Genomic DNA, 17,921 nt, shown 5'->3' on the forward strand with positions numbered 1-17,921 from the left:
GGGTTACGGTGTTCTGGAACGTGCCGGTCGGGGTCCACTGGATGGTGCAGGCCGCGCCTACGACACAGGTCACCCCGCCATCCGGCGCATTCAGCACCAGCTTGCCGGTGATCTCAAAGGGATTCGCGGAGTTATCACCCACCGCCGGGTTATTGGCATCCTCCACCCGCACCTTGATGATGTTGCCCAAGATCTTGTTAGGAACCGTCCATGGGTAACTCCCATTGGGATTGCCAGCACTCACCGTGCCGGAATCATCGATGATGTTCGGGTAGCTGGTGCCGCTATCCGTGGAGTAGTAGAGCTTGACGTTCGTGATGTTGCCGGTCTTGGTCCAGGTGATGGAGTACGGATCGCCCACGAACAGCTCGATGCCGCTGGCATCCGGCGCACTGAGGATCAACTGGCCCTTGACCGTGAAGACGGCGTTGGACTTATCGTTGACCACCGTGTAGCTGACCCCCTCGACCTTGATCTTCATGTTGGGGCTGGTCGGCACGGTGTTGTCGATGAACCAGGCGTAGGGGCTCGCGGTGGCCGCAATCCCGGACGTGGTAATCTCGTTCCAGGTCGGGGTCGTGCTGTTGCCATCGGCGGCATAGTAGAGTTTGACCGTCTTGCCGGCGGTGGCCCAATCCCCCCTCTTGGTCCAGGTGATGTTGTAGGTCGAGCCCACATCCCAGGACTGGCCGCCGTCCGGGGCGGTCAAGTCGAGGAAGCCGCGGATCTCGGCATTGTTCAAGCCCACGTTGATGGTGTCGGCATTGTTCGGATCGCTGACGCGGACCTTCAGGCTGGTGGTGAGGGTTGCGGGGACGTTCCAATCGCACGTCCCGGCCCCGGAGGGGGCCAACCCATCATTGGTCCCGCCGCAATACGGCGTCGTCTCATCAATCACCGTCCAGTCGCTCCCGCCGTTGAGCGAGTACTCAATCTTCACGTTCGGGAAGTTCGTCGGGTTCCCCCCGACGGTCCAGGTGACCGCCGTGGGGGTCTCCGCCGTCACCGGCACCCCGTTCTCCGGCGCGGTCAACTCCAGCACCGCCTTGATCGCGAAGGTGTTGGATTCATGCTGAACCACGTAGGGATAGGCCTCGCTGTTGCTGTCGGTGGCCTTGATCTTGTACTGCAGGCCGAGGGCATCCGGAATGTCCGCTTCCAGCCAGGTGTAGGTCTCCAGCGCCCCCACGGCATTGACCGGCGTGTGGGTCGTAATGAGGGTGTAGGTGGAGCCGTTGTTGCTGGAGTAGTAGAGCTTCACACTCGCCACCGAGCCGGTGCGCGTATAGCTAATCGCCTGCGAGGCGGCGTTGACCGCGACGTTGGCCGGCATCGGCTCTAAGACGAGCTTGCCCGCGATATGGAAGACCGGCGAGTCGTCGATCACATTGGCATTGCCATTGTCCGTCACCCGGATCACCACGTTCTCGGAGATCGCATCCGGGATATTGTCCCAGGTGTAGCTGCCGGCCCCGGCGGTGAGGGTCACGGCACTCGCCCCGGCCCCCAAGGTGGTCCACGTCCCCCCGCTCTTGGAGTATTCGAGCTTGACCGAGCTGACCGTATTCGCCACGGTGCTGGTGCTGGTGATATTGACCACATGGCCGTTCGTGCCAACCACCAAGTCAGTCAATCCCTGACTGTCGATGTCCCCGGTGGGAACCGCCACGGTCAAGACCGGCCGAATCGAGAAGGTGTTCGTGGAAGTATCCGTGACGCTGGTGTAGCTGGGGTTATCATGCGTGATGCGCACCTTGGCCGCCTCGGTCTTGACATCCGGGATCGGGTTCCAGACGTAGGTTTGGTTGCCATTGCCGTTGGTCGCCAACTGCCCGGCGGTCAGCGTGGCAATCGGCTGCCAGGCCAGACCGTCATAGTATTCGAGCTTGATCGGGTTGACCTGGCCGGTACCAGTCCACTTGATCTCTTGGCTCGTCCCTTTATTCCAGACAAGGCCAGCGTCCTCAGGCTGGGTCAAGGTCAGCACCCCATAGATGTTGTTGACGGAGGCGGAGGTCTTGACCACGCCGGTAAAGTTCGGATCGCGCACGCGCACCTTCAAGGCAGTGGTAATTTCGCTGGCGGTGGGGGTCCAACTGCCATAGGATGTCGGCGACCCATCGGTGCCTGGGGCGGCCGCGCTGGTAATCAACTGCCAAGTCGGCGAGGTCGAGTCCCCATCCAGCGCATACTCCAACGTCAAGTTATTCGGGAAGCTGCCGGTGGGCGTCCATTGGATATTGCACGCCGTGCCCACCGAACAGGTCACCCCGCCGTTGGGCGCGTTCAAGGTCAGGGTGCCGCCGATCTTGAAGGCATTGGTGGAGATGTCAAAGACATCGGTGTTGCCGGCATCGACGATCTTGACCTTCCGATTGGCCCCGATGCTATTGGGCACCGTCCAGGAGTAGCTGCCGTTGGGGTTGCCAGCGCTCACCGTGCCGGAATCATCGATGACATTCGGGAACGTCGAACCGTTGTCCGTGGAGTAGTAGAGCTTGACGTTGGTGATGTTGCCGGTCTTGGTCCAGGTGATGGAGTAGGGATCGCCCCCGCGGTACATTTCAATCCCGGCCGCATCCGGCGCACTGAGGATCAACTGGCCCTTGACGGTGAAGACGGCGTTGGACTTATCGTTGACCACCGTGTAGCTGACCCCCTCGATCTTGATCTTCATGTTCGGGCTGGTGGGCACGGTGTTGTCGATGTACCACAGATACGGGCTGCTAGCCGCCGCCACGCCCGTGGCAATCTGCGCCCAGGTCGGGCTCGTGCTATTGCCATCCGGGGCGTACCAGAGCGAAACCGTCTTGCCGGCCGTGGCCCAATCGCCCTTCTTGGTCCAGATGATGTTGAAGGTGGAGCCCACATCCCAGGACTGGCCGCCATCCGGGGCGGTCAAGTCGAGGAAGCCGCGGATCTCCACGTTGGTGCCATCACCCACGTTGATCGTATCGGTGTTGTTGGGATCGCTGACGCGCAGCTTCACGGTCGTGGTCAACGTATTCGGCACGTTCCAGCTGCAGGAGCCCGCTCCGGCCGGAGCAAGACCATCATCGACCGTGCCGCAGGCTTCCTGGATCGGATTCCAGGGGCCGGCGATGCCGTTAACCGAGTATTCGAGCTTGACGTCCGTCAAGCCGGTCGGGCTGCCGCCGATGCTCCAGGTGACACTCGCTGGGGTCTCCGCCGTGACCACCGCGCCATTCTCCGGGGCGGTCAGGTCCAGCACGGCCTTGATGGCGAACTGGTTGGAGACATCTTGGACGATGTAGGGATTCGCCTCGCTGTTGCCATCGGTGGCCTTGACTTTGTACTGTAAGCCCAACGCATCCGGCATCGTGGTCCAAGCCGGAGCGTACGTGCCCGGAGAAGAGTGGGGATTCGTGCTGATCAACGTGTAGTTGCTGCCGTTATCCGAGGAGTAGTACAACTTTACTGAGGTAATCGTGCCGGTCGTGGTATACGTAATCGCCTGGGTCTTGGGCGTTACCGGGACATTTGCTGGCATCGCCCCTAACTGGATCTTTCCGGCAATATGGAACACGGGCGAGTCATCCAGCACATTCGCATTACCGTTGTCGGTCACGCGGATGACCACGTTCTCGCTGATCGCATCCGGGATGTTATCCCACGTGTAGCTGCCCACACCATTCGTGAGGGTCACGGCATTTGCCCCAGCGCCCAGCGTGGTCCACGTCCCGCCGTCCTTGGAGTATTCCAGCTTGACGGAGCTGACCGTGTTCGCCACAGTGCTGGTGCTGGTCACATTGACGACATGGCCGTCCGTGCCAACGACCAAGTCGGTATCCCCTTGGCTGTCGATATCGCCGGTCGGCACCGCCACCGTCAGCACCGGGCGGATGGAGAAGGTGTTGTCGGACTCATCCGTGACCACCGAGGAGAAGTTCGTGTCATCATGCGTCACGCGGACCTTGGCCAGCTCGGTCTTGATGTCCGGGATCGGGTTCCAGGTGTAGGTCTGCACGCCATCGCCGTTGGTCGTCAACTGCCCCGCGGTTAAGGTGGCCATCGGCTGCCAGGCGGTGCCGTCGTAGTACTCCAGCTTGATCGGATTCACATTACCGGTGCCGGTCCACTTGACCTCCTGGCTGGTCCCCTTGTTCCAGACGATGCCGGTCAGATTCGGCTGGGTCACCACCACATTGCCGCGGATCTTGTTGTTCGAAGACGATTGCACCGTCACATCGCCGGCATTGGCAGGGTCCAGCGCCCGGACCTTCATCTGTGCGCTGATTTTATCCGCCGCCGGGCTCCAGCTTGAGTACGTCTGTAGCTGCGTTGTGGTGCCGGCCGCCACGGTGGCGATGGTGGTCCAGGTAGGGGTCGTCGTGTCCGCGTCAAGCGTGTAGTCCAGCCGGACATTGGTCCACGTGCCGGTCGGCGTCCACTGAATCGTGCAGGTTGAGCCCACCACACAGGTGACACCGCCTGTCGGCGCTCCTAACGTAAGCTTGCCCACGATCGTAAACGGATTAGTCGAGGTGTCAACCACATCCGAGTTGCCGGCATCAACGATCCTGACCTTCATGACGTTGCCGAGGATCTTATCCGGCACCGTCCACGGGTAGGTTTGATCGGAGGCGTTCACGGTTGCGCTATTATCAATGACGTTCGGGTAGTCCGTGCCGCCATTCTGCGAATAAAAGAGATTGACCTTGAACGTGCCGGTGGCGGTCCAGGTGATCGACTTTGGATCGCCGACTTTCAAGGGCTGGGCTTCGTTATCCGGCGCGGTCAAGTTCAGCACGCCCTTGACCGTGAAGTCCGCCTGCGAGGCGTCGTTGACGTAGGCGGCATCGGCAATGCTCTCAATCTTGATGCGGTACAGCTTGGAGGTCTGGCTCGGGATCGTCCAGTCGTACTTCGGCCCGCCTGAGCCTTCGAGGTTGTTGTAGGCGATCGGGTTTTGCACCGTCACCGGCCAGGTCGAGCCGCTGTTCAGGCTGGCTAAGATTTGCAGGTTGCCGAGGTTCCCTCGATAGGTCCAGGTGATGGGGATGTTGCCTGCCCCCACCGTGTAGGTCTGACTCTCCGCCAAGGTCAAATCCACAACGCCCTTCACATGGAACGCCGCGGTCTCATACGCCACCGTGTTGTCAGTCGCATCCTCGATGCGCAGCTTGACGTTCGTGCTGATCAGATCCGGCACTTCCCAGGAGCAGTTGAGGTTCGAGGCGGTGACCTGGTTGCAGGGCGCTGCCAACTGGACGAATGCCGCGCCATCCTTGGAGTAGAACAGCTTCACGTTGGCGATGTTGCCGCTCTTGGTCCATTGGATCGTGTGGTTGGTGGTCGCGTCACCGGCCTTGCTGACCTTCACCGCGCTGGCGTTGATGTTGGAGCCGCTGGGATTGCTGATTTGCAGCTTGCCCTTGATGGTCAGATTGCCGCCAGTCACCAGCACGTCGTTCGGGAACGCGTTGCTGCGCACACGAAACTGCACCTGATTGCCGATCGCATCAGGAATATGTCCAAACAGCGACCAATCCAGCCCGTTGCCATTGCTGATATTGCTGGCAATCGTGCCACCCCCTGATGGGGGCCAGGTCGTGCCGCCATCCGTGCTATACAGCACATCCACGGTGTTGACGGTGCCGTCAGTCGCCCACGTCATCGCCGGCGTGTCCTCGCCGACGTAGAGCGTTTGGCCTCCGCTCAAGTTCAACGTGCGCAATTTGGCTTTGATGACAAAGGCCGGAGAAATCGAGTTGATCGACCCATCGCTGCGGGCTTGGATCTTGACCATAAACTGCGCATTCTTCGCGTCGGCGATCGCGTTGGTCGGAATCGGATCCCAGTTGTACGCCTGGGCCGACGCATCCAGCACGGTGGGTGTTCCCACAATCGTGCCGGTGAAGCTTTGGCCGTTATCAATGGAGTACAACAGATCCACGTTCCCCAGCGCCCCGCCCAGCGGAGTCCACGTAATCGCCCCGATGCCGCCAAGCTCCCAGACGCTGGAGCCATTCGGCGTGTTCAGCGTCAGATTGCCCTTGATCTGAAAGAGCGCAGAATCCGCCTTGGTGTTGGTCTCATCACCCACCAGCTCGACGCGAATCCGCATGGTGTTGTAGATCACATCGGCGTCAGGAACCACCCAGGTGCAGGATTGCGTGCTCGCCGGCAGCACCGCGGAATCAGGGTTAGGGTTGGTGCACATGGCGTCATTCCAGGCCGTGCCATCCTTCGAATACCGAACGCGCACATCGCTGGCCCAGCTTGATGGCGAGGACGCCCAGGTGATCGTCGCCGTGTTGCCGATCAGGTACAGCGACTGGTTAGTCTGAACGTTCGTGATATTACCCTTCAAGGCAAACGCCTGGGTGACCCCTGCGGTTCCGGTCACCGGGTCAGGCTCGGTGGTTTTGTAGACTTTGATTTTGCATGTGCTGCATTGCTGATCCGGAATATTGGTCCAGTTGTAGGCTCCTGCTGACGCATTGAGCGTAAAGCCCGGGGTCGGATAGTCCAGGGCCACGATGTTCACGGTGCAGTCCACATCGTTGCCGGTGGGTGTGAGGCAGATGTACACATTACCGATGCTGCCTGAGGGGGTCCAGGTGATGGAGAAGTTGCTTCCGACGCGCAGCGTATCGCTGGAGGTCGGAGCGGTCATCAAAATCTTGCCCTTGACCGTGTACGGCCCGAATTGGTCATACACCAGATCAACATTCGCCTCTTCTGCCACGCGAATGCCGACGTTGGTCCCAATGATGTCCGGCGGATTCCAGGTATAGAGGGTGGTGGGATCGGCCACAGGACTTAAGCCCGTCGCGGTCGTTGGTGTGGTCATGGTGACCCAGCAGGCATTCGCCCACGCATTGTCCTTGCACGTGCTGTAGCTCGTGGTGTATTTGATGGCCACGTTGGTCAAGCCGCTGCCACCGCCGATGTCGATCGTGATAGGTTGCGCCTGGCCCACGCGTAACGTGGTCGTGGTCACAGGACTATGCATGGCGACCGAGGCGATGATGCTCAAGAAGCCATCGCCGGCATCAGGACCCGTGTCAAATATAGTCGAGCTGCCGCTCTGCATGACTTTGATCTTGACGGCCGCGCTCTGGGGAGTATTGGAAGGAATCGGATTCCAGTCGTAGCAGAGCTTGCCGCTCGCGCACCGATTGCTGGTTTCACAGCCATTGGCGCCTGTGCCCGCATAAAAATGCGTGGCATCATTGGCCCCAAGGGTCAGATTGGTCGCAATGGCCGTATAGGCCCCACCGCTGACGTTGTACAGCACATCGACGTTGTTCACATCGCCGGTCGTGGTCCATTGAATCGTCCGGCATCGTCCCACCGGCCATTGGTCGGTGTCAATCGGCTTCTCGACCGTAATCTGCGGCCGGATTTCAAAATTCGGGCTTGAGACGCCAAAGATGCCATTGTTCGCATCGGTCGCCGCCGTCGCCAGCTCTGTCCGAATCGTGAATGTCGTCGCGGGATTATTCGGAATAGACGGCCACGCATATCCCGTACCCCCAGCGCTGGGCGTAAACCCGCGCTGCATGGTGCCGCCGGTTCCGGCTCCAGGATTGGTGGACCCATTCAAGGTATAGTGGGTGGCATCTACATTGGTAATCGTCCAAAAGCTATTGTTGGCCGAAACGCTGTTTCCCGTGATCCAGACTTTATCGTTCGTTGCCAATCCATGGGCCGAAGCTGTCGTCACCTGGACAGGCGTTGCCGCTGAGGTTGAGCTAATCGTCACCGCGGCAGGCAGGTTGCTGTCAAATGCGGCATTTTTGTAGAGTTTCAGCAACACAACCCCATTGTCATCTAAGTTGCCGACCTTGCTCCACGTGATCGTGCGCGTGGTCTCGCCGACATAACACAAGTTGCTGGGACAATCTGGATTGGTCGCACTCACACTCCCTCGAATCGTAAAGTCCGCATTAGACGCATCGCAGTTTCGCTTAGTGCAGTCGCTCGCAGACAACGTCGTGTCCATGAGGCGTATGCGCGCGGTGGTCACATCGGTATCCGCAGCATCAATGGCGGCTTGAATGGTGCTCCAGGTGGCGTCGTTCCAGGCATACGCATCAGCCCCAGCCGACACGCCGGTCGCAATCTTCGTCGTCTTGTAGGCCCCGCCGCTATTGAGTGACAACTCAATCGTGAGCGCGTGGGCCGCGGCATCCGCGCTATGCTTCCAGGTAATCGGCGCGGTTTGGCCGACCTGCCAGACCTCTCCACCGTTGGGTTGGAGCAGAGTGATCGGCGGGAACTGCGCCACGAAGTACTGCAAGTCGGCGACGAGGGGGGCGGCGATGACCGCCTGCACTGAAGCCGACCGGAACGAGTAGAATGTGGACGTGTCGGAGACATCCGCCACAACAGCCATGTCATCCGCAAGGGCTCTGGCGGCGTTTGCAGCACCAATGTTGGTTGGCGCCGTCGACGCAACCAACACGATCATTCGATCGAGGTGCTCCAGTGGTGCCGTGCTGAGCGTTGTTGTCTTCGCTTTAATGTAGGTGCCGTTCGTCGTGCAGTCATCGGCCCCGCCGTTGCCGGTTGATCCGTTCAGCGTGAAGGTATTCGCGCCCGTGTTCGTGATCACCCAGAGTCCATTGGCGGTTGGATTACCTGCCGTACCCACGGTCGAACCGCTGATATGCACCATGTCCCCGGTGCTTAGTCCATGAGACGTTGAGGTAATGATGATCGGTCCGGCGTTGCTGTTGTCACAATTGGTCCATGAAGTGGTTCCGCCGCCGGACGTCCATTGCTGCGTGCCGCCTTGGACCAAAGTGGTTGTGGTTGAGGTGTCACCGCCAGTCAGATCAACCACGTAATACCTCGTCACGGCTTCGGTGCCGGCAGTGCTTTCCGTCCCGCCTCGCGTGAAGGTCAGTGTTGTGGCATTGGTGATCGCCCCACGGGCAATGTACAGTTGGTCATGCCCTGCGGCCGCCGTGCTAAACGCCGTGGAATACGGAAAGAGCAGCGCACTGGCGCCGCTGTTGGTCAGGGCTGGACTCAGCGCGCCGGAGTTGGTTGGCAATGGCCCGCCGCTATCAGGATCAGCGCCGCTGTTCGTCATGGTTTGATTCGCTGAGTCAGTCGCTACTGGGAAACCTATCTGTCCGGTTTGCACCGTAGCATCGTAATTGAACTCAATCACCTGCCACACAATCTGGATCGCTTTTGTTCCCGAAGCGCGATAGCGCGTCAGCAGCATATTGCTGGAATCAGTGAAGGTGGGCAGCAACATGAGCTGGTTCGTCTGCGTCGAGGTGGTAAACGATGCGCGCGTATTGATGATTGGCACGGCCCGGCAGGGATAGGTCGATGGGCTGCAGTTGCTGCCATCCGGCTTGGTCACGCTGAGGCTCGTCGGCATCGTAATCGTTTTTGTCAGTTGATTCGACTGCATACTGGAAATGCCTCGCTGCACGCTCACCCCATCCTCAAACTCCACCACCTGCCAGCCGACTGAGGAAAACACCGTGCCTCCGGCGCGGTCAATAGCAATCGTGTCATTATCCTCAAACTGCCCGGTGAAAAACTGATTCTGATCCGCAGCGACTGATTCAACGAGGGAGGACAGCAAGATGATCGATTTGGCCTGATTGATTGTTCCGCCAATGCTGGTCGTCTGCACGGTATCGTCCGCGTCAAACACCACTTTGCCGCGGTAGACTTTCTTGATCTGCGAGGCTTCAAGGTCCGTCAGACCAAGAGCCTCCTTAATGGTCTGGAATGGTTGCGGGGCCCATGTCGGAATCGGCAGCGGCACGCCGTTGAAGGTGAGCGCAAATGCCAGCGCGCCGCGAACCACTTTCATCCACGGCCTGTGGAAGAACGACCACGATGCGGGATAGGCTCCGCCGTCGTTCATTGCGCCTCACCTCCTTCTGAAAGGTTGGGAGCGTCTGGCACAACCAGTGCGGCTTTCATCAGCGTGATTTTGGTGGCCACCCGTTTCGACTTGGTCTGGTCGTAATCCGTCTTGTCCTTAAAAATCGTCTCGCGATACTCCACGTCTACATAATCCCCAAGATGAAGATCTTTGAGCGATTTGATCGCGACAAGCTGCGCTTTATCATCCAGCGGAAAGGCCATCTCGATGCCATCTGTGGATTTCGCGCTCTGCGGGCTTTCCACGGCGATGAATTTCGCGCCGACACCGCTGACCAATCCGGTCACATGCTTATACGCCACCTGCTCTTCTTTGACGGCAGCCTCAGGCGCGGCTGACGCGGCCGCCATGCCCACTCCGAAGGCCACCACGAGTGCGGCCACCATGCGGTATCTGTTCACCTTAAATCTCCTTGCGGTGCGTCTGGTCCTTGAGGACCCCGACGAAGGTGTATTCTTCAGGCGATTTGCCGGTGTCTTGATGCGTCAGCACGCCTCGCATGACTTGGTCGCGCCATTCGCCCCGCCAGCGCACCACGGCCCCGGAGGGTTTGCTCTGCATCGTCTCCCAGACCATCTCTCCGTTGGCATTGCGGGTCGCGGTATAGTTGGACGAGGGGAAGCCTTGCGCGCTAAACAGGCTGGACGCAATCTCATGATCGGTGAACGCCAGATGATCGTGTTTCGCCGCTGTTCCGCTTGCCGGCGAAAGAGAGCTCAGCGTTAAATCCCAGGCCGTACCCTCAAGGCTGGCCCGCTGGTTGAACATGGCCAGTTGCGCCGAGGTGGCCTCAGCCCGCCGCAGGCTGCCGATCGATTTCAAGAAAACCGCCGCCGCGTGCTCTTCTTGCCCGATGACGTTGACATTCGCGCGGAACGTTGAGACGGTCTTTACTGAAAGGATGACCGACACAACGGCTACTGCGGTAACCGCCAGAGCGGCTGTCACCATTGGAGACTTGGTGGCAAAGCGACCCAGTGACCCAGTGGTCGTGTCATGGCCACCTGGCCACCTGGCCACCTGGCCACCACCTGTCGTTTCTTGTCTCTGGCGTCGTTGCTCTTCAACCCGCCGCAGAAATTCCTCGGACCCGACCACCGGCCGCTCCATCGCCTGCTGCCACTGCCGCAACTCTTGCGCCGTCAATGACGCCATCGCCTGCTCGTATGTCTGCCCTGGATGCGTTCGGCTCAGCATATCTTGGACCTCCCGTACCTCGCCGCTCGTGATCGGCCCGATTGACGATCCGTTTACGGCGAGGTAGCTGGGATAGCTGCTCCACGCATAGGCGCCGAAATCCTGTGCAACACCCGCCGCGTTCGGCAGTTGGTGCAGCACAGCCGTTGCATACAGCACTGAGGGCGCTTTTTCCATCAAGGTCATGGCAAACCGCGAGCGAAAGATGTGTCCCGTGTGGTCATGCCGCTTCCCCACATATTTGGTGTAGCGCGAATTGAGCGCATGCATGATGGCCGACACCGTGGCCCCGTTGGTCGGCTCCAGCAGCAGGCGAACCTCACTGGGCAGCAGGACAAAGGCATAGAGCCGGAAGCTAAACCGCTGCTTGGCTTCTTGGAGGAATTGGAGGTAGGTCTCGTAATCTTGTGTCTCGCGGAACAGAGGGACCCCCTCCATCGCTTGGGATGTCACCGCATAGAGGGCTCCTTCGATATGGACTCTCACCGGCCTCGGCATCTCAGAGTGCTCCCAACTCCCAGCTCTTAGCTCCTAGCTTGCGAAGTGCCAGGCACCGCATCTGGTCCCAGCCTAGAACCGCCCCATAAAGAAGAAGGAAGATGCCGACAGTGCCAGGCACCGCCATGACGCGCGCCTGACACTGAAGCTGTTGTGCCTGGCACCCGGAGCCGGGCACAAAAAAACTACGGCTGGGAAAGCCGTAGCTCCGCTTCCGCCACACTACGTGGCGGACCCGCCAAAGTTCTGTGGCGGGGGGACTCATTTGATTCGCGTACCACTTCCAAGAACTCATTCAGCACCCCATCAACAAAAAACGTCCTCCGCAAAGCGAAGGACGTTTCTCAACGTCTGGCAACCCGGCTATCCCACCCCCTGCTGGTGCGCCGAAGGCGCACGCTGCAATGCAGCGGTCGCTTTTAGCGACGCCAGCAGGGGGTGGGACCCGTGGCTTTGCGTCCCCCGCTTACGCGGGGTTTGCCCTGAACAGTGGTTTCGCTTGTCAAATAGACTCTGGCTCTAACTCTGCCTAGACCATACCTGAACCGGTGTTTGGCTGTCAAGGCTCGGCCAGACTTTTTTCCCAGATTTTTGAAAGTGGAATCGCTCCGAAGCAAAGCTCTACTCGTCTTGCCTGGACACAGCTTACGGTTGCCGCCTGCCTGTCAGCGACGGCGCGTGTCAGCGACGGCGCGTTGACAATTGCTCTGCCTCATGCTAAGCTCCCTAATGAGGAGATAAATGTCATGTCAAAACTCGCGAACGGAAAACATCGCCTCCCTCGATCATCTCGAGCTGACCAGACCTGGATTCGCCAGCATTTGGAGGAGTTGGTCGACAAATACGCCGGCCAATACGCCGTGGTGGCACAGGGTGATCTCTTCGTGGGATATGACCCTGTCGATCTTGAAGCGAAAGCGCGTCGAAAACATCCCAGGACGATCCCATCGGTCCTCCGCGTTCCTCGACCCGAAGACTTCACGTGCGCGCTATAACCTTCCCGTATGGCCTCTATCGCGGGCTTCCAAGTCCGCTTATCCCTGTGCAATTCCGCGGTCCTCGCGACTGGAAAGAAGTCTGGGTCTATGTCGATTCCGGCGCGTTTCTGTCGATCCTGGCTGAGGCAGAAGCCAGACTGCTTGGGCTGACGCTGGAAGAAGGGAAACTGACGTACTCGATTGTCGGCGATGGCAGTTTGATCCCCGTGTACATCCATGAATTGTCCATCCGAATCGGCCCGTCTGAAGTGAGAGCACGTATTGGCTTTTCGCCACGCCTGGGAGTGGGATTCAACCTCCTGGGACGACAGGATATCTTCACCGCGTTTGACGTCACTTTCAGCGATTTCCGACGGCAGGTGATCTTTGCGCCCGTTGGGAAGAAGTCCCATTCGTCCGGCGCCTAGCGCCGTTCCAACGATCTCCGCCGAAAGCCTCCCGTATCGTCCAGCAGGAACGGCACTCGCTGCGGAGGATGGGTATAATGAGGTCATGTACTCCCTCCTGCTCATCGGTGCTATCCTTTGCGCCTACGCCAACAGCCTGACTGGCCCCTTCCTGTTTGATACCCTGCTCGGGACGACGCAAAATCCCCTCATCCTCTTCCCTCATTGGCCAAGCTGGTCTGAACTGATCACGCCACCCGTCACCGCCGGGCGCCCTATCATTGTGTTGAGTCTGCTCGCGAATGCCGCCATCGGTGGGCTCTCACCCATCGGCTATCATGTCGTCAACCTCGCCATCCACATCACGGCTGCGTTGGTGCTCTACGGACTGGTACGTCACACCCTTGCTCTCCAAAAAGTGACAGGCACTTTTTCAAAAAAAGCGCCTGTCACTTTTGCGGACGCTAATCGCATCGCGTTCGTCGCTGCCTTGCTCTGGGGTCTCCACCCACTGCAGACCCAAAGTGTCACCTATATTATTCAACGCGCCGAGTCGCTCATGGGGCTGTGCTATCTGTTCACTCTCTACTGTGTCTGTCGCAGCGCGACCGCAGCAACGCCACACCGCTGGTGGTGGATGGCTTTTATCAGTTGTGTCCTAGGCATGAGCACGAAAGCCGTGATGGTCACCGCGCCTCTTCTCACCTTGCTCTATGATCGCGTGTTCTTGGCCGGCTCCTGGGGGGAGGCCGTGCGGCGACGAGGCCTGTTGTATCTGGGACTGGCAGCCACGTGGGGGTGGTTGGCGTATTTAGCCATAGCGAGCGGGTCCGCCACGCAAGGCAACGCGGGTCCAGCGATTTCGATCACGCCACTGGAGTACCTCCGAAGCCAGCCAGGCGTGATCCTGCACTACCTGAAGCTGATCGTCTGGCCCGATCCGCTCGTGTTCGACTATGTCTGGCCGGTCGCGACCACGGCACGCGCCATCTGGCCACCAACGATCGTGCTCGGTCTCTTGATAGCTCTCATCATCGTGGCGTGGCGATTCGCACCCGCAATCAGTTTTTTTGGCATTGCGTTCTTTCTGCTGCTGGCTCCGACGTCGACCATCTTCCCCATCGCTGATCTGGCCGCCGAACACCGTCTGTACCTGCCGCTAGCTCCCGCCGTGCTGCTTGGCATCCTCGCGGCAGATCGCGTGCTTCCTCGACGAATCGGCATGTGGCTCGCCGTCTTCTTCGTCGTAACCTGGGGAGGACTCACCCTGCGGAGGAATATGGACTATCGCAGCGAAGAGGGCATGTGGCGCGACGTCGTGGCCAAGCGTCCCCTTAATGCCAGAGCGCAGATCAATCTTGGGATGGTGCTGATCAAGCAAAAGCGCATCGACGAGGGGAATCGGTATCTGCAGAAAGGGCTGCAGCTCAGGCAGGAATGAAAATCCCTAAGATGCTGTTGCTCTGTCTTGCAATCCTCGTGGTCTACGCTAACAGTTTGACCGGCCCCTTCCTCTTTGACAGCGTCCTTGGCATCACAGAGAGCGCTGTCTTGCGAGCATCATGGCCAGGGTGGCACCAACTGCTCACCGCCCCGGCGGCTGGAGGACGGCCGCTCCTCACCTTGAGCTTGTGGCTGAATTATGCTTTGCACGGGCTCTCGCCATTCGGGTATCACCTGGTCAACCTGCTGACCCATCTCAGCGCCACGCTGCTGCTCTATGGCGTGGTCCGCCGCACCCTTCAACTTCAAAAAGTGTCAGGCACTTCTGGAAGGCCAAAAGTATCTGACACTTCTACTTCTACGGATGCTGAGCGCATCGCCTTCGCTACCGCCCTGCTCTGGAGCCTGCATCCGCTACAGACCCAGAGTGTCACGTACGTGATTCAGCGCGCAGAATCGTTGATGGGGTTGTGTTACCTGGCCACGTTGTACTGCGTCTGTCGAAGCGCATCATCGATGAAGCCACGGCCGTGGTGGGTCCTGGCGATGATCAGCTGCGCAGCCGGCATGAGCAGCAAGGCTGTCATGATCACCGCTCCGCTGCTCACCCTCATGTACGATCGCGTCTTCCTGGCTGGCTCATGGAGATCTGCGCTTCGACAACGAGCGCCGCTGTACGTTGGCTTGGCAGCCACCTGGGGATGGCTGGCATATCTCATTCAGGCCAGCGGCGCAGCGTCCGAAGGCAGCGTCGGAGCGTCGGTCATGGCCCCCCTCGCGTACTTGCGTAGCCAGCCTGGCGTGATGCTGTATTATCTGAAGCTGATCGTCTGGCCTCATCCGCTGATCTTTGATTATGCCTGGCCTGCCGCGTCAACCATCCCCGCCGTCCTGTGGCCTGCGCTGGCTGTAGCACTCCTGCTGCTGCTCATCGCACGAGCGTGGAAGCGATCCCCTGCTTTGGGTTTTCTGGGTATTTCGTTCTTCCTCTTATTGGCACCCACCTCAACGCTGTTTCCGATCGCTGACGTGGCCGCGGAGCATCGGCTGTACTTGCCGCTCGCACCGGCGATTACGCTCCTCGTGCTCATTGGCCGACGGCTCCTGCCACAGCGAGTCGCACCCTGGGTCGCTATCATGCTCGCCGTATCCTGGAGCGGGCTCACCATCCTCCGGAATCTTGACTATCGCGATGAAACACGGATCTGGCAGGAGACCATCGCAAAACGCCCCCTGAACGCCCGCGCCTACAATAACCTGGGATTAGCGCTTCTGAAACAGGCCAGGACCGATGAAGCGATGGTGGCGCTGCGCGAATCGATACGCCTGAATCCGAATCGGCCTGAGGCGTATCAAAACCTTGGCAACGCATTCGTGGGAAGCGGCAACCTCGATGAGGCGATGCGCGCCTACGATGACGCGCTGCGGATCAAGCCGGATTTTGCCGAAGCGCACATGAGTGCTGCGAACATCTTGGTCCTGCAGGGCAAGTTGGATGAGGCGATCCGTCGCTACAAAGAAGCGGTCCAGATGAAGCCTGGGGACGCCGCCATCCACATCAATCTCGGCACCGCGCTCGCACTCCAAGGCCAAGTCGATCAGGCCATCACGCAATTCCGAGAGGTCCTCCGTATTGATCCCTCCGCGGCGCTGGCGCATTACAAGCTCGCCAATCTCCTGGCCAAACAGGGGCAACGAGCAGAGGCGATCATGCATTACCAGCGCGTGCTGCGACTCAGCCCTCGCCATGCCGACGCCCACAATAATCTGGCCGCGCTCTTGGCCGAGGATGGCAAGTTCAACGAGGCTGAGGATCACTACCGGCAAGCCCTGGCCATCAAGCCAGAATACGCAGAAGCGCACAACAACTTCGGCGTGCTCTTAGCGCAGATCGGGCGAGCAGAAGACGCGAAGGCGCACTTCGAGGACGCGTTACGATTGAAGCCGAACTATCCTTCCGCCCACAACAATCTGGGCCTCCTCCTCCAGAGCCAAGGCAAGATGGAAGAAGCTCAGCAACATTTTGAGCTCGCTCCCCTTGCCCAGTAACCTGGCGGTCGACGTTAGCTATAGGCTTTCGTGTTATTCGACCTATCGCTTGCGGTAGGCATCGCGCCGATGCCGCACATGCGCGATGGTAATCAGCTTGGCGTTGTCGTCAATCACGTACAGGACCCGGTAGTCTCCAACTCGCACGCGGTACTCGTGCGCTGAGCCTTCGAGCTTGGTGCATCCATGTGGACGCGGCGTCCCCTCCAACTCCAAAATCGCTGCGTCCACCTTCCTGACAACCTCAGGAGGCAGGCGCTTGACATCCCGCTGGGCGGCGGAAGCGATCTCAACTTGGTAGGACACGGCTTATAGTCCAAGCGTCTTGCGAAACGCCCGATAGGAAAGCCGCTTGCCAGGCTCAGCCAGCGCCCTCTGGATGGTTTCGTGGTCGAGTTTGTCCTCAAGTCGCTGCAGCGTTTCCAGGTCTTCCATCGGCACAACCGCGGCCATGTCCTTGCCGCCACGCCGGAAGACCACAATCCGTTCCCCTCGATAGGACACGCGGTTGAGCGTATCGGCGAAATGCTCACGCGCCTCAGTTGCCGTCAAGCGCACCATCTTCCCCCTCCCTCTCTATGCCTCTAAACGTACAAAATAGCTTGATGTACATCCAGTACTAATATACCCGCTTCGCCTGGTTACGTCAAGGGTCACTTGCGCAGCATGGCATGGGGGTCGTCGAGCAACCGCAGATTTTCACGCGTGGAAGTCGCTGAAGGATCCAGAGCGAGGACGCGCTCCCAGCAGCGGCGGGCCTCCTCGACGCGGCCCACCGAGTAGTAGGCCACCCCTAGATTATTGAGCGCGACGTTAGTTATAGACTTTCGTGTTATTCGACCTATCGCTTGCGGTAGGCATCGCGCCGATGCCGCACATGCGCGATGGTGATCAGCTTACGAAACGCGCGGTAGGAAAGCCGCTTGCCAGGCTCAGCCAGCGCCTTGAAGCATCTCCGGTTCTTCTATTGTCATCGCTCATTTCAGAAAGTGTCCGAGACCCACCAGAAGGCTTAAGAATTTTGTCAGTTCCTCAGGGCTGAGGTGGGTTTGTCGCAAGATCGCCCGTAAGGTCCCAATCGCCAATTCCTTATGTTGTGGGACGACAGTGGTGAGAACTCGATCGGTGGTACGTTTCTGAAGGACAGCGTGGCTTCCCCGTTGGCGAACAAGTAGGAAGCCAGCTTTCTCAAGTGCGCGGACCAAGTCAGAGCCGGAGAGCGCCGGCAGCTTTGCCATTACGTGGCGATGTCGAGGGTGGTCAACAGCGGGGGCTCGGTCGGCAGATGAACTTCCGAGGCTTCGGCCGTCTCCAGGTACAACTGGACGGCTTCTCGCAGGTTCGCCAGCGCCACATCCACTGTCTCTCCTTGACTGGCAACGCCCAACTCGGGACACAGCGCAACGTACCAGCGGCCTTCGTGTTCGATGATTGCAGAGAGTTTATAGGTCATGAGCATCTCCT

Annotated in this window: 11 protein-coding genes and 1 riboswitch; of the genes, 3 read left to right on the forward strand and 8 right to left on the reverse strand. The window is 59.4% G+C overall.

The features are described from left to right. The 3 genes from HY737_05840 to HY737_05850 all read right to left on the reverse strand — a co-directional run. On the reverse strand, positions 1–9,865 hold a 9,865-nt coding region (locus HY737_05840; GenBank protein ID MBI4597904.1), incomplete at its 3' end, for a hypothetical protein. Continuing rightward, positions 9,862–10,287, reverse strand: coding sequence for a hypothetical protein (locus HY737_05845; GenBank protein MBI4597905.1), 426 nt, complete (start codon positions 10,285–10,287; stop codon positions 9,862–9,864). The genes HY737_05840 and HY737_05845, both read right to left, overlap by 4 nt. A gap of 1 nt (position 10,288) precedes the next feature. Continuing rightward, positions 10,289–11,581 carry a transposase gene (locus tag HY737_05850; GenBank protein MBI4597906.1) on the reverse strand — a complete coding sequence of 431 codons (1,293 nt, stop codon included), beginning with the start codon at positions 11,579–11,581 and terminating at the stop codon, positions 10,289–10,291. A 350-nt stretch (positions 11,582–11,931) separates the two neighbouring features. Next, positions 11,932–12,073, reverse strand: a riboswitch (cyclic di-GMP riboswitch). A 490-nt stretch (positions 12,074–12,563) separates the two neighbouring features. Between HY737_05850 and HY737_05855 the strand changes: the two genes are divergently transcribed. From HY737_05855 to HY737_05865, 3 genes are all read left to right on the forward strand, one after another. Then, positions 12,564–12,986: a hypothetical protein gene (locus tag HY737_05855; protein MBI4597907.1), complete on the forward strand. Its 423-nt coding sequence runs from the start codon at positions 12,564–12,566 to the stop codon at positions 12,984–12,986. A gap of 85 nt (positions 12,987–13,071) precedes the next feature. Continuing rightward, complete coding sequence (locus tag HY737_05860; protein MBI4597908.1) at positions 13,072–14,406, forward strand: hypothetical protein; 1,335 nt, start codon at positions 13,072–13,074, stop codon at positions 14,404–14,406. 11 nt (positions 14,407–14,417) lie between these two features. Continuing rightward, complete coding sequence (locus tag HY737_05865) at positions 14,418–16,457, forward strand: tetratricopeptide repeat protein (GenBank protein MBI4597909.1); 2,040 nt, start codon at positions 14,418–14,420, stop codon at positions 16,455–16,457. 42 nt (positions 16,458–16,499) lie between these two features. Here HY737_05865 and HY737_05870 read toward each other — a convergent pair whose 3' ends face one another. The 5 genes from HY737_05870 to HY737_05890 all read right to left on the reverse strand — a co-directional run bounded on the left by HY737_05870 (position 16,500) and on the right by HY737_05890 (position 17,916). Then, entirely contained in the window at positions 16,500–16,763 is a 264-nt protein-coding gene (locus HY737_05870) for a type II toxin-antitoxin system RelE/ParE family toxin (GenBank protein MBI4597910.1), read from the reverse strand. A 3-nt stretch (positions 16,764–16,766) separates the two neighbouring features. Beyond that, the gene (locus HY737_05875; GenBank protein ID MBI4597911.1) at positions 16,767–17,018 is read right to left on the reverse strand and encodes a type II toxin-antitoxin system Phd/YefM family antitoxin; all 252 of its coding nucleotides are present in this window, start codon (positions 17,016–17,018) and stop codon (positions 16,767–16,769) included. Positions 17,019–17,110: 92 nt separating this feature from the next. Continuing rightward, complete coding sequence (locus HY737_05880) at positions 17,111–17,248, reverse strand: hypothetical protein (protein ID MBI4597912.1); 138 nt, start codon at positions 17,246–17,248, stop codon at positions 17,111–17,113. Between the two features lie 186 nt (positions 17,249–17,434). Next, entirely contained in the window at positions 17,435–17,695 is a 261-nt protein-coding gene (locus HY737_05885; protein MBI4597913.1) for a type II toxin-antitoxin system HicA family toxin, read from the reverse strand. Then, positions 17,695–17,916: a type II toxin-antitoxin system HicB family antitoxin gene (locus tag HY737_05890; GenBank protein ID MBI4597914.1), complete on the reverse strand. Its 222-nt coding sequence runs from the start codon at positions 17,914–17,916 to the stop codon at positions 17,695–17,697. Before HY737_05890 ends, HY737_05885 begins: the two co-directional genes overlap by 1 nt. Positions 17,917–17,921: the final 5 nt, after the last annotated feature.

The organism is Candidatus Omnitrophota bacterium, from assembly GCA_016209275.1.
Lineage (GTDB): Bacteria > Omnitrophota > Gorgyraeia > Aquiviventales > Aquiviventaceae > JACQWM01.

Coding starts and splice junctions, on each gene's coding strand:
- HY737_05890 (MBI4597914.1), bottom strand. CDS start 17,916: ATGCTCATGACCTATAAACTCTCTGCAATCATCGAACACGAAGGCCGC.
- HY737_05865 (MBI4597909.1), top strand. CDS start 14,418: ATGCTGTTGCTCTGTCTTGCAATCCTCGTGGTCTACGCTAACAGTTTG.
- HY737_05860 (MBI4597908.1), top strand. CDS start 13,072: ATGTACTCCCTCCTGCTCATCGGTGCTATCCTTTGCGCCTACGCCAAC.
- HY737_05885 (MBI4597913.1), bottom strand. CDS start 17,695: ATGGCAAAGCTGCCGGCGCTCTCCGGCTCTGACTTGGTCCGCGCACTT.
- HY737_05875 (MBI4597911.1), bottom strand. CDS start 17,018: ATGGTGCGCTTGACGGCAACTGAGGCGCGTGAGCATTTCGCCGATACG.
- HY737_05850 (MBI4597906.1), bottom strand. CDS start 11,581: ATGCCGAGGCCGGTGAGAGTCCATATCGAAGGAGCCCTCTATGCGGTG.